The sequence below is a fragment of the Pseudoalteromonas sp. NCCP-2140 genome, assembly GCF_023708065.1.
Taxonomy (GTDB): Bacteria; Pseudomonadota; Gammaproteobacteria; order Enterobacterales; family Alteromonadaceae; genus Pseudoalteromonas.
Window position 1 is genome coordinate 238367 of sequence record NZ_BRCZ01000002.1, and the last position, 12653, is coordinate 251019.

Annotated in this window: 15 protein-coding genes; 13 read left to right on the forward strand and 2 right to left on the reverse strand. The window is 42.2% G+C overall.

The annotated features are described in order from the left end of the window. Genes NFU46_RS05030 through NFU46_RS05040 form a run of 3 tightly spaced genes read left to right on the forward strand, consistent with a single transcriptional unit; the run spans nt 1 to nt 1698 of the window. On the forward strand, nt 1-759 hold the full coding sequence (locus NFU46_RS05030; RefSeq protein ID WP_055020708.1) for a chemotaxis protein CheW: 759 nt from the start codon (nt 1-3) through the stop codon (nt 757-759). A gap of 21 nt (nt 760-780) precedes the next feature. Further along, complete coding sequence (locus NFU46_RS05035; RefSeq protein ID WP_054553251.1) at nt 781-1278, forward strand: chemotaxis protein CheW; 498 nt, start codon at nt 781-783, stop codon at nt 1276-1278. Nucleotides 1279-1293: 15 nt separating this feature from the next. Then, nucleotides 1294-1698, forward strand: a complete 405-nt coding sequence (locus NFU46_RS05040) for a DUF2802 domain-containing protein (RefSeq protein WP_248527840.1) — start codon at nt 1294-1296, stop codon at nt 1696-1698. 30 nt (nt 1699-1728) lie between these two features. On the opposite strand, the gene NFU46_RS05045 is transcribed toward NFU46_RS05040, so the two are convergent. Together NFU46_RS05045 and NFU46_RS05050 are read right to left on the reverse strand one after the other, a co-directional pair. After that, nucleotides 1729-2037 carry an EscU/YscU/HrcU family type III secretion system export apparatus switch protein gene (locus tag NFU46_RS05045; RefSeq protein ID WP_054562165.1) on the reverse strand — a complete coding sequence of 103 codons (309 nt, stop codon included), beginning with the start codon at nt 2035-2037 and terminating at the stop codon, nt 1729-1731. A gap of 5 nt (nt 2038-2042) precedes the next feature. Further along, nucleotides 2043-4820, reverse strand: a complete 2778-nt coding sequence (locus tag NFU46_RS05050) for a flagellar hook-length control protein FliK (RefSeq protein ID WP_251600268.1) — start codon at nt 4818-4820, stop codon at nt 2043-2045. Nucleotides 4821-4922: 102 nt separating this feature from the next. Between NFU46_RS05050 and ccmA the strand changes: the two genes are divergently transcribed. The 10 genes from ccmA to NFU46_RS05100 are packed head-to-tail and all read left to right on the forward strand — an operon-like array spanning nt 4923 to nt 12638. After that, nucleotides 4923-5543 (forward strand): cytochrome c biogenesis heme-transporting ATPase CcmA, encoded by a 621-nt coding sequence (gene ccmA, locus NFU46_RS05055; RefSeq protein WP_251600271.1) that lies wholly within the window; start codon nt 4923-4925, stop codon nt 5541-5543. Then, a complete protein-coding gene (ccmB, locus tag NFU46_RS05060; RefSeq protein ID WP_054553246.1) occupies nt 5543-6229 on the forward strand; it encodes a heme exporter protein CcmB in 687 nt (228 codons plus the stop codon). Before ccmA ends, ccmB begins: the two co-directional genes overlap by 1 nt. A gap of 1 nt (nt 6230) precedes the next feature. Next, nucleotides 6231-6968: a heme ABC transporter permease gene (locus NFU46_RS05065; protein ID WP_054553245.1), complete on the forward strand. Its 738-nt coding sequence runs from the start codon at nt 6231-6233 to the stop codon at nt 6966-6968. A 2-nt stretch (nt 6969-6970) separates the two neighbouring features. After that, a complete protein-coding gene (gene ccmD / locus NFU46_RS05070) occupies nt 6971-7174 on the forward strand; it encodes a heme exporter protein CcmD (RefSeq protein WP_054553244.1) in 204 nt (67 codons plus the stop codon). After that, nucleotides 7171-7650 carry a cytochrome c maturation protein CcmE gene (ccmE, locus tag NFU46_RS05075; RefSeq protein ID WP_054562161.1) on the forward strand — a complete coding sequence of 160 codons (480 nt, stop codon included), beginning with the start codon at nt 7171-7173 and terminating at the stop codon, nt 7648-7650. The genes ccmD and ccmE overlap by 4 nt, the downstream gene beginning before the upstream one ends. Nucleotide 7651: 1 nt before the next feature. Then, nucleotides 7652-9607, forward strand: a complete 1956-nt coding sequence (locus NFU46_RS05080) for a heme lyase CcmF/NrfE family subunit (RefSeq protein WP_062566817.1) — start codon at nt 7652-7654, stop codon at nt 9605-9607. Next, the gene (locus NFU46_RS05085) at nt 9604-10173 is read left to right on the forward strand and encodes a DsbE family thiol:disulfide interchange protein (RefSeq protein ID WP_251600274.1); all 570 of its coding nucleotides are present in this window, start codon (nt 9604-9606) and stop codon (nt 10171-10173) included. Before NFU46_RS05080 ends, NFU46_RS05085 begins: the two co-directional genes overlap by 4 nt. Then, a complete protein-coding gene (locus NFU46_RS05090) occupies nt 10173-10634 on the forward strand; it encodes a cytochrome c-type biogenesis protein (RefSeq protein WP_251600278.1) in 462 nt (153 codons plus the stop codon). Before NFU46_RS05085 ends, NFU46_RS05090 begins: the two co-directional genes overlap by 1 nt. Continuing rightward, nucleotides 10635-11897 (forward strand): c-type cytochrome biogenesis protein CcmI, encoded by a 1263-nt coding sequence (gene ccmI, locus NFU46_RS05095; protein WP_251600281.1) that lies wholly within the window; start codon nt 10635-10637, stop codon nt 11895-11897. Nucleotides 11898-11906: 9 nt separating this feature from the next. Then, a complete protein-coding gene (locus tag NFU46_RS05100; protein WP_054562156.1) occupies nt 11907-12638 on the forward strand; it encodes a VacJ family lipoprotein in 732 nt (243 codons plus the stop codon). Nucleotides 12639-12653 lie beyond the last annotated feature (15 nt).

Genomic DNA, 12653 nt, shown 5'->3' on the forward strand with positions numbered 1-12653 from the left:
ATGAGTAAGCATTTATTTGCCAATGAAAAAGTGATGACCCAATATTTGGGCGCTTTGTTGTGTGAAGATGAGCCTACAGACCAAAATCTTGAGCCAGTCGCAAAGCTGCTGGAGCAGGTTAAAGAGCCTGAAACTAAGACGGAAGAAAAGCTGACAGACGTTCAGCCTACTCCAGAACCTGTTTTACCACCCCCAGAACCGACTAAAGAGCTTGAGAAAACCGAGAACCAAGCTAATATCAAAGATATAGTCGCAGAACCTAAAGCTGAACTGGTTGCAAAAACCTCGTCTGATCGTCAAGAAGACTATTTTGATGGTGAATTTCAGGCATTATTCTTTGAGGTCGCAGGGTTAACGCTTGCTGTACCGTTAAAAGCATTAGGGGGAATTCATCAGCTGGCAGAGGTTAACCAATTATTTGGTAAACCTAAATGGTTTAAAGGTGTAATGCTAAACCGTGAAGAAAAACTAAATGTTGTTGATACTGCACGTTGGGTTATGCCAGAAAAGTATGATGAAAAATTAGAACAATCATTAGATTATCAGTATTTAATCACCTTAGGTGACAGCCAATGGGGATTATTGGCTGAAAAGCTCGTAAATAATATTACGCTTCGTAAGGAAGATGTAAAATGGCGAGCAAAATCAGGTAAGCGGCCTTGGCTTGCAGGTGTCATCAAAGAGAAAATGTGCGCCTTGATTGACGTTGAAAATTTAAATCAATTGCTAGAGCAGGGCTTAGACAGCCGTGAGCAGTAACTATTTTTACGGAGTAATAGCATGAGTGAAGAAAGACTACTGTCAGCAAATAAAAACGCTGATAGCAACGATGAAGTGTTACAGTGGGTAACCTTTAAACTTGAAGAAGAAACGTACGGCATTAACGTAATGCAGGTACAAGAAGTACTTCGCTATACCGAAATTGCTCCTGTACCAGGTGCGCCTTCTTATGTGTTAGGTATTATTAACTTACGTGGTAATGTTGTTACTGTTATCGACACTCGTGCACGTTTTGGCTTAATGGGTGCTGAGGTCACTGATAATTCTCGTATCGTTATCATTGAAGCTGAAAAGCAAGTGATCGGTATTTTAGTCGACAGTGTAGCTGAAGTGGTTTATCTACGTAGCTCTGAAATTGACAGTGCGCCAAATATTGGCACTGAAGAAAGTGCTAAGTTTATCCAAGGTGTATCTAACCGTGATGGTGAGTTACTGATCTTGGTTGATCTTAATAAATTATTAAATGACGATGAGTGGGACGAGCTAAGCGCACTATAAGCGTTTGGAAATTATATGCTGTTATACTCTTTGTTTGGTGCCTCAATCTTACTTGTATTAGTGTGTTTGGGGCTTATTTTTGTCAATAATAATAAGCAAGCGGCGGCGGTTCAAGCCAAGCAAAAACAGTTACAAGAAGCTCAACAGCAATTGAGTATTTTACGTAGCGAAGTGGCTGAGATGCGAGCCGGCATGCTGAGTATTGGCAAACGCGTTGTTGCTGTTGAAGAAAAAAGTAAAGAGCTTGAACAACTACAAGATGCACAAAAATATGATGATCCGAATGCGAAAATTTATTCGCGAGCGGTTAAAATGGTTGAGTTAGGCGCTGATTTAGAAGAAATAATTCGTGAATGCGAATTACCTAGAGCCGAAGCTGAGCTACTCATGTCACTTCATAAACAAAAAGGCGCCCAATAAGGCGCTTTTTTATTTGAGTACATTTGAGCACTAGGCTTGAATGTTGAGCTTACCTTGAAAGTCTTGCCAACCTGGTGGAAATTTACCTCGTAATACGTACGAAAAAGCAATTAACTCGGCAATGACATAATAGAGCTCTTTCGGTATTTCTTCACCTAACTCAAGGTGCGATAAGGTTTGTGCTAAATCAGCATCTTGGTGTATCAAAATACCTTTTTGTTCAGCAAGTTTAACGATTTCTTCAGCCAATTCACCAAAGCCTTTACTGGTTACTCGTGGCGAGCTACCAGCTTCGTAGAGTAAGCCAATTGCTGATTTATGCACCGCTTGTTCACTCATAAGAATTACACCTTAATGTTAATAATCGCATGGGATTTATAAAAAGCTTGGTGGCTTGACGTCCCTTGTTGCAAGTTTAACTCACCTACATTTAAGCCATGGCCTGCTAATTTATGACGCAGCGTTTCTAAATGCGGATGAGCAAGCGCTGTCACTTCTTGTGAAGACGCTAGCAACTGGCAATCAACCGCTTTATCCATCACCTCTGCGGTAATTTGTAACTTGCCAAGCTGAGCATAATCAAAGTTCAAGCGCACAAACCAGACATTCTTAGCTTCGAGTTTATTTTTACTTGGCTTTTTATATTGTCCTAAGCTGATTTCTGTTTGCCCTGTTTCAGGAGGTAACTTCATCGGTAAGAAAAACTGCGCTAAAGCACTATTATCTTGTTGCTGATTGATAGGCGTTGTTTGCACCTGAGCCAACGTGTTTTTTAGTTGTGAAGCTTCAGCCGCCATGGCTTGCATCGCAGGCTGCTGTAGCTGCTCGAGTAATTTATTACCGTTAACGGCTTTAAAGTTGGGCACTAACACTTGCAGTAAGGCATCAAGACCAGTCTGATTATTAAAACTAAGGTTAGTTGGTGCTTGATTAATAATTGGCGCGGCTAGTGAAGCCACTGCTAATTGTTCTAACCCTTGGCTAAAGCTCGCTTGCTGAGTCTGGCTGGGTAATGCTGTTGGCCTGAGGATACTTAAAAGCTCTCGTTCAATCGTAGTAGGATGCATGTTTTGACTCGAGATCATGCGATTAAATGCTTGATTAACGAGTCGATTTAAATCTACCGAAGACGATGTGTTTTGCTCACTCAGAGCTACAAGTTTTTCTGTTAATTGCACCGGTAGAGGTGTGCTTGCTAAAGGTTTGCTTTCAGGAAGCGGTAATAGCTTAGCAATCAGTGCTGCCTCAATCGGTCTTATCGGCAATAAGGGTTGAGCTAAGTTAGGCTCTTTTGTTGCTAAAAAGGGGGCGTGTAATTGAGTTTGCTGCTGAGCAACTTTTTGTAACCCTGCTGTTTGCTCAGCTGGTGCTCGAGTCGCTGAGTTATTCTGTTTTACTTGCTCGTTAGGCGCTGCCGCTAAAAGGTTTTTAACCACTGTTTTTACAGCTTGTTGTTGCGAAGGAGCAGGTGCCCCTTTTAAATCAGGCTTTACATTTTGTGCCGTGGGATTTGGGTCTGTGCTTGATGTCGCTTGTTTAGTTTGTGTAACCTGCTCATTCGGGTTTTTAACTACTGAATTAGCAAGGTTACTTTTAGCTTGGGCGAGCTGCTCTGTGGCTGGTTTGTCAGATTTCATGGCAGTAACAGCGCCACTAACCGCTTTGTTGTCTACAGGTGCTTTTTGCAAATTGTTATCTGTGCTCAGCAATGGTGGTTGTGTTTTACTACTGTTTATTGCTGGTTGACTCGCCTGAGTTTGCGCACTAACAAGCGGCTCTAAACTGACTTTTATCCGTTGCAGTAACTGTATTAATGGTGGAGCCTTGTTATAACTCACTGGTAAGCTAACTTGCTTTGCAGACTGACTTTCGGTTAATGGCACTGTCTGTTTAGTCGCAGGTAATGGCGTATTTGCTGTAACTGGCCCACTGGTATTTTGCGATACTTGGGGGGCGGCGTGTTGTGGCGAGCTTTGTTGAATAGCGGCAAACTTTACTATATTGATTTTATTAGCATTAAAGCCCAGTTGGCTAATCGTATTTTTGCTTTCAATCAGCTGATGCGTTGACTGGTAAACAGCCGCTTTGGTGGTAGCAGGGAGCTTTTCAAAATAGCGCACTGCATCACTAATACGCGTTTTTAAATCAGCAAAACTGTCTTTTAGCCAAGAGCTAATGGGGGAATTTGAGCTGCTCGATGGCGCTAAAAACGTACTCTTAGGTTCAACAGCTTGGCTTTTTAATGCTTGATTGAATGTCTCTGACAGCGAGTTCTTTAACAGTATTTGTTGCACAGGCGCTTTATTTATAAGTTCAACAGTATTTTTAACTTGCTGGGGTATTAGTTTTAATGCATGAGGATGAAATTGCCACTGCGCTTGAATTTGCTTAGCTTGTTTTGGCGATATTGTAGGTAGCGGTAAAGTTAATTCATTACTTTGCTTGTTTGCAACGCTTAACTGTACTTGTTGCCCAGCTAATTTTAAATTCATTTCAGGGGTTAGCTTAGCCACCAATTCAGCTACTTTTTGTTGGCTAACACTTTGCTGATGGAGTGAATCCCCAAAGCGATTAATAATGTTTAAATTAAAGCTATTTTGTTGGTTGGTAGCAGGCAGCAAAATGGCTTTAAGTGGTGCTTCAGCTTTTAAAAGAGCAACCAGGCTATTGTTAAGAGCAAACTCAGCTTTTAATGTTGGTAGTTGTAGTAAAGGTTTACTTGGCGCAATCTGAGCTGGGTGAGGCATATTTGTATTTGCGCTCCCTTGCGTTAGCAAGTTCAGTAGTGCTTGTAATTGCTGGCTTTTGCCAAGTGTAATAGTCAGCGGTGCTGGTGTGATAGTCAGCTGTTTACCATCACTACTTAATTGAATATTGGCCGCTAAAAAGCGCTCAGTTTTAAGATTTTCTTGCTCTGTTGATAAGCGTAATGTTTGCCATGAGTTATTGATTAGCACGTCCATTTGCACACTGTGCTTACCAATCACGATATTACGGGCAGTTAGACTCTGCTCAGCCAGCATTTTCAAGGCATCATTAGGTGATTGCTGTGATGCACTGCTGATTGCTTTTGGGTCTAGATTAAGCTGAGTGCTGAGAGTCAACTGGCTTTGTTTATTCATTATTTTAGATCAAATATAAGTTAATCGTTTTAAAGCAATATTCGTATTACCCTATCATTATGGTAGACTAACGCCTAATTTTGGGTATAGAGAATCGTCATCTTGTTACACATTAAGGCCGTCACCTGCATCAAGCAAGATCGTTGTTTGTTTGCGGATCTTAATTTCAGCTTGAAATCGGGACAAATTATGCAGTTAGCTGGTCCGAATGGGGCTGGTAAAACATCATTATTGCGTATTATCGCGGGTTTCGCTATGGCGGATGAAGGCGATGTTTTGTTCCAAGAACGCTCGATTACAAAATACTATGATGAATTTGCACAAGAATTATTATTCATCGGCCATAAAACAGGGGTAAATACACAGCTTACCGCCCTTGAGAATGTCGCATTTTGGCTAAAAATTAATGGCTACGATAGCAAACAAGACTTGTATCCGATCCTAGCTAAAATTGGCTTAGTAGGTCTTGAGGATGAGCCCGTTCGTATGTTGTCAGCAGGGCAACAGCGCCGTGTAGCTCTAGTTAGGCTGTGGTTAAACAATGCCAAACTATGGATCCTTGATGAGCCATTTACAGCCCTTGATAAAAGCGGTGTGGCATTTTTACAAGAACGCTTTGTTGAGCACCTAAATGCTGGCGGCGCGATTCTTTTAACTACCCACCAAGATTTAACGACACATTTTAGTGACTTACAAACAGTGACTTTGGAGTATCGCCACTGATGGTAAAACAGCATTCGTATTGGCAATTATTCTCTGCGGTTTTTTCTAAAGATCTTAAATTAGCGTTTCGTCAGCGTGCTGAAATCGTTAACCCTATCTTGTTTTTTCTTATTGTTATTACACTTTTTCCGTTAGCAATTGGCCCTGAACCCGGTCTACTTGCTCGTATGGCACCGGGCATTATTTGGGTCGCTGCGTTACTCTCAACTATGTTGGGCCTAGATAAGCTATTTCGTGATGATTATCACGACGGAACATTAGAGCAATTAATTGCATCTTCATACCCATTACCTTTAACTGTCCTTGCAAAAGTGGCAGCGCATTGGGTGATCACTGGGCTGCCTTTAGTGTTAATGACCCCGGTATTTGCTTTGTTATTGAATTTAGAAAGTTCAGCGCTTTTAGCAACCGTTCTGACCTTATTGTTAGGTACGCCATTGCTTAGCTTCATTGGCGCAATTGGCGCTGGACTTACTGTGGGACTACAAAAAGGCGGCATTTTAATGAGTTTGCTTGTTTTGCCTTTGTATATCCCTGTACTAATTTTTGCAACCTCGGCTATTGATACCAGCTCTATGGAGCTTGCCTATAGCGGACAGCTTGCAATCCTTGGTGCCATGCTAATCGTAGCGATTATAGCGGCGCCAATTGCCATATCGTCAGCATTGAAAGTGAGTGTAAGTTAATATGTGGAAGTGGTTACATCCCTACGCAAAAGCAGATCGTGCTTACCAATTGTGTAACACCTTACTGCCTTATTTCGCCGTCGTTACGGTGGTTTGTATGATTGTTGGATGGGTCTGGGGGCTTGCTTATGCCCCAGCCGATTACCAACAAAAAGACAGCTACCGAATTATTTTTATCCATGTGCCTTCAGCTATTTTATCTATGGGCGCTTACTCTTCTATGGCGATTGCAGCAGTGATCGCACTAGTATGGCAATTACGTAATGCAGAACTTGCAGTGATTGCAATTGCACCTGTCGGGGCATGTGTGACAGCGATAGCATTAATTACCGGTGCAGCATGGGGTAAACCTATGTGGGGCGCATGGTGGGTTTGGGATGCACGTCTTACCTCTGAGTTAATTCTGTTATTTTTATACCTTGGTGTGTTATCGCTTTATCATGCTTTTGAAGATAAAAAAGCAGCGGGGCGTGCTGCTTGTATCTTAGCCATTGTTGGGGTTATCAACTTACCGATTATTCACTTCTCGGTGGAGTGGTGGAATACCTTGCATCAAGGTGCAACCATTACAAAGTTTGATACTAAAGCCATTGATCCAAGCATGTTTTGGCCATTAATGGTTAACATTGTTGCGTTTGCAGGTTTTGTTGGTGTGGTGACGTTAATCCGTCTTAAAAACGAAATTCTCCAACGTGAAAAGCATCGCCCTTGGGTGCGTGATATGGTTGAGCGAGGTTAATCATGCAGTTTGATTCTTTTGCAGATTTTATTGCCATGGGTGGCTATGGCTTTTATGTATGGTTGTCTTTTGGTAGCTGTGCATTAATTTTACTTGGTATTTTATTTAGTTCGTTAAACGATACAAAACGTATTTTCTCTTCAGTAAAGCAGCAAGCACAACGTGAAGAGCGCATTAAGAAAGCGAAGCAAGAGGCAGGGCAATGAATCCAAGACGTAAAAAACGTTTATTAGCTGTTGTAGCCATTATTTTTGGTGTGGGTGCAACGATTGGTTTAGTGCTGTACGCACTGCAAGAAAACATCAATTTATTCTATACCCCAAGTGAACTTGTTGAGGGTAAAGGACCAAACAAAGAAAAACCGCATATTGGTCAGAAGCTACGTATTGGCGGCATGGTTGTACCTGGCTCAGTTGTTCGTGACGAATCAAGCTTAAAGGTAAGCTTTAAACTGATTGATAAAGGCCCTATGGTGACAATTAATTATCAAGGGATTTTGCCGGACTTATTCCGTGAAGGCCAAGGGATTGTGGCGCAGGGCGTGCTAGTTAAAGCCAATGAAATTGATGCCTTTGAAGTACTTGCAAAGCATGATGAAGAGTACATGCCTGCAGAAGTTGCTGAAGCTGTGAAGGGTATCAAGCACGAAAAACCGACGTATAACTTAGATAACGGCAATTAATATGATCCCAGAACTCGGTTATTTTTCTTTAACACTGGCCATGGTGCTCAGTGTTCTATTGTGTATTTTTCCTTTGTGGGGCGCGCATACCGGCAATTTACGTTTAATGCGTGCCGCCCCATCACTGGCAATTGGACAATTCGTATTTGTACTTTTGTCTTTTGCTGCACTTGTTTATGCCAGTTTAACCGACGACTTTACTGTTTCGTATGTTGCTTATCACTCAAGTAGCACCTTACCTTGGTACTACAAGATAACCTCGACATGGGGTGGTCATGAAGGGGCAATTTTACTCTGGTTAGTAATGCAAGCGGGTTGGACCGCTGTAGTTGCTATGCGTTCGCAATCATTACCTTGGGTATTACGTGCTCGTGTACTGGGTGTACTAGGCTTTTTAGGTGTTGGCTTTATGTTATACACCTTATTAATGTCGAGCCCATTTGAGCGCTTATTGCCTTATTTCCCTGTTGAAGGTCGCGATTTAAACCCGTTATTGCAAGACCCAGGTATGATCATTCACCCGCCATTGCTTTATATGGGCTATGTGGGTTTATCTGTGTCGTTCTCATTTGCTATTGCAGCGTTACTTACAGGTAAGCTTGATAATACTTGGGCTAAGTGGTCTCGTCCTTGGACTATGACAGCATGGGGCTTTTTAACACTCGGTATTACCATTGGTAGTTGGTGGGCATACTCAGAACTTGGCTGGGGTGGCTGGTGGTTCTGGGATCCAGTTGAAAACGCATCATTAATGCCATGGCTTGTGGCAACCGCATTGCTGCACTCATTATCAACCACCGAAAAGCGCGGTGTATTTAAGTCGTGGACCGTATTGTTGGCTATTGCAGCATTCTCGTTAAGCTTACTGGGTACCTTTATTGTTCGCTCGGGTATCATTGTATCTGTGCATGCTTTTGCCTCAGATCCTAACCGCGGTATGTTTATTTTAGCTTTCTTAGCCATTGTAGTTGGTGGTGGTTTATCGCTTTATGCATTACGCGTCTCACAGGTGAAAAGTGAAGGCCGTTACAAGTTTGCCTCACGTGAAGTTGCGCTTTGGCTTAATAATATTTTCTTAGTTGTGGCAACGCTGATTGTATTGCTAGGTACATTACTGCCAATGATCCACAAAGAACTTGGCTTAGGTAGCATTTCGATTGGTGAGCCGTTCTTCAATAAGATGTTTGCTATTTTACTGGTACCGTTTGCCATTTTAATGGGTATGGGTCCGCTGTTACGTTGGAAACAAAATAAATGGTCGATGTTGCAAAACAAATTTGCGCTATCGGCTGTAGTTAGTCTAGTTGCAACGGCAGCGTGGTTATATTCAAGTTACGATGTAATTGCGCCTATTACCTTTATTGCAACTGCGCTAGCGGTATGGATTGTTGTTACTACAGTGGTTGATTTAGCGGCAAAAGTAACTATTCACAAAACCTTAGGCGAAGGCTTTAAACGTTTAGGGCTAAGCTATTGGGCGATGGTTTTAGGCCACGTTGGTTTAGCGTTCGTAATTGCAGGTGTAACGCTAACCTCTGCTTATTCAGTAGAGCGTGATGTATCAATGAAGCCGGGTGACACTGTGGCTTTAAATGAATACCAGTATCGTTTTGATGGTGTTAAATCTATTCGCGGCGCTAACTATAGCGGCCATGCTGGGGTTGTCACTGTGCTGAAAAACGATAAACAAGTAACCGTTTTACATGCTGAAAAACGCCGTTATGACATTGGCATGCAGTTTATGACTGAAGCGGCTGTTGATGCAGGCTTCACACGTGACTTATATCTAGCGCTGGGTGAGCAATTAAGCCAAGGTGCGTGGTCGTTACGTATTTACCACAAGCCTTATGTTCGTTGGATGTGGCTCGGTGGTATCTTGATTTCACTGGCAGGCTTTTTAGTACTTGGTGATAAACGCTATCGCCAAAAATCGACTAAGCAGGAGGCTTCAGCATGAACCGTAAACTACTCGCACTAGCACCTTTACTGGTTTTCGTTTTACTGTGTGTGTTTTTATATCAAGGTTTGTTTGCTAACCCGCGTGAGCTGCAAACAGGGCGTATTGGGCAGGCTATGCCAGCTTTTAATCTGCCAGATTTGATGGATGAGTCAAAGCGTTGGACAGATAGTGATTTAAAAGGTGAAGTTTACTTACTTAATGTGTGGGGCACATGGTGCCCGACTTGTTTAGCTGAGTTAGGCTATTTAACCGAGCTTAGAGAGCAGGGCGTTAAGATTGTTGGCTTATACTACGAGCAAGGCTATGACCTTGACTTTGATGGTCAGTTTGATATTAACGCACTACGCGAAGATGTCACTAGCATGCTTAATCGTGCTGGCGACCCATATCAATTTAATATCTTAGATTTAAAACGCACATTAGCCCTTGATTTAGGTGTGTCTGGCGCACCAGAGACCTTTTTAGTCGATAAACAAGGCACTATTTTGCTGCACCATACCGGCGATATTAACCCGCGTGTGTGGCGAGCCAAATTCGCACCGTTAATGCAGGAGTTACAGTAATGAGACTCGTGATTTTTTTAGCAAGTTTGCTTATCACGTTTAGCGCATTTGCAGAGCAAGACAAGTATCAATTTGATGATAAAGAGCAAGCTGTTCGCTTTAGTGAACTAACCAAAGAGCTTCGTTGCCCTAAATGTCAAAACCAGAACATTGCCGATTCAGACGCCGTTGTAGCCAAAGACTTACGTGACAAAGTGTTAACGCTGGTAAAAGGTGGCAAAAGCAAAGATGAAGTCATCGATTATATGATTGACCGTTACGGTTACTTCGTACATTACGATCCACCAGTAACACCAGCAACCTTAGTGTTATGGGTATTGCCAGTATTAATTGTGGTACTTGGCTTTGGCTTTATTGTTTTACGCCAACGTAAGGCATCTGTAAAACAAACATGGACAGAGCAAGACGAGGCACTGCTTGCAAAGTTAATTGAACAAAATCAACGTCAGGAGCAAAGCTAGATGGCATTAATGTGGGCTTCTTTTGTTTTACTCACACTGGTTGCATTGCTATTTGTTGTCGTTCCGTTTTTTAAACGCGAACGTATTCAACGCCTTGATCACAATGCAAACTCGGAGTTAATCCGAATTTATCATCAACGTTTAGACGAGCTTAAAGCTGACTTAGATAACCAGCGTATTGATGCACAAATGCACGATGAGTCAGTTATCGAACAAAAGCGTCGTTTACTCAATGAGTTGTCTCCAGAAAAAGCGCTAAATAGTAAAGGTAACAACCGTATTTTTGCCCTTACTGGCGCAGGCTTTTTAATTGTTTTAACGGCTATCTTTTATGGCTACACGGGTAGTCAGCAGCAAATTAAAGGCTGGCATGACGCGATGGCAAACCTTAAGTCGTATGGTGAGCGTGCCGTAATGCAAGATGGTGAGCCGTTAACACCGAATGAGCTGCAAGCATTTGCTTTAGCATTGCGTACCAAGCTTGATCAAAGTGGTGATGATGAAGTGGCGTGGATGCTGCTAGGTCGTGTTGCGATGTCATTAAATGAATTTGATATGGCAATGCAGTCATTTGATAAGGTTCTTAAAATGAACCCAGATAACAAGCAAGTGCTGATCAGCTACTCGCAAGTTCTGCTAATGGAAGGCAGTGATGCGAATATGTCTCGTGCGGCGACTATGTTATCGAGAGTGTTAAAAGCAGACCCGACCAATATTGATGCTATCTCATTGCTAGCCCTGATTGCTTATGAGCGTAAAGATTGGCTGCAAGCAAAAACAGCGTTTGAAGTACTGCTTGCAAGTATGCAGCAAAACGACCCGCGTTATAGCATGATTGCAGAGCGTATTGCTGAAATTGATGCCCATTTAAATAATGAGCAGCAAGTTACAAATACAAAACTCGCAGAAGCTTCAAGCAGTGAAATTAGCATCACTGTTGATTTAGACTCTGCACTTGCAGATTCGCAGCCACAAAACGGCACGTTATTCGTTTTTGCAAAAGCAGCCAGTGGTCCACAAATGCCATTAGCTGTGGTAAAAATGACCGAATATAGCTTTCCGTTAACCGTGACGTTGAGTGATACAAATGCCATGGTTGAAGGTTTGAACCTATCAAGTGTCGATAAAATTATTTTAACTGCGCGTTTATCAAAAGATGCAACTGTGGTAACTTCTAGCGGCGAGTTGGAAGGCAAGTCGGATGTTTTAGAGCGTGCAAACGTAAAAGAATATTCGTTGCTAATTAATGAGTTAATACCTTAAGGATAGCCGATGTTTAGGCACAGTATATTTTTTATCTTTTTTGTAGTGCTTGCAGGATGCGCACAAATACCTGAAGAAAAAGCGGATGAGCGAGACCCATTACAGTCGTTCAACCGTCCTATGTATGATTTTAATATGGACGTGCTTGACGCTTATATTCTTCGCCCAGCAGCCGTTGGCTACGTTACAGTAACGCCAACACCAGTAAGACGCAGCATTGTTAATTTTACCGATAACATCACTGCACCAACGGATATGGTCAATGCTGGCCTGCAAGGTAAACCTGGCAATATGGGTATTAGCTTGGCACGCTTTTTAGTGAACTCTACGGTTGGTCTACTCGGTTTTTTTGATGTAGCTTCATCGCTGGGTTTAGAAATTGTCGATGAAGACTTTGGACAAACTCTAGGTGTATGGGGTGTAGGTGATGGCGCATACTTGATGATCCCAGGTATGGGACCAAGTACTGCACGAAACTTAACTGGTGATGTGGTAGATAACTTTGTCTTACCTGAAATCACGTTAACGACACCACAGACAATATTAGTGTTCGCGCTTAAAGCGGTTGAGGCCCGTGCTTCATTAATGCCACAAGAGAGCTTATTAAACGAGTCGTTAGACCCATATATTTTCGTGAAGGATATTTACTTCCAGCGTCAATTATATGAGCTACATGATGGTAATCCGCCAGTTGAAAAAGAAACGGATGATTTTGACGAAGACTTTTTAGAGAATCTTTAAGTCATAAAAATGCCA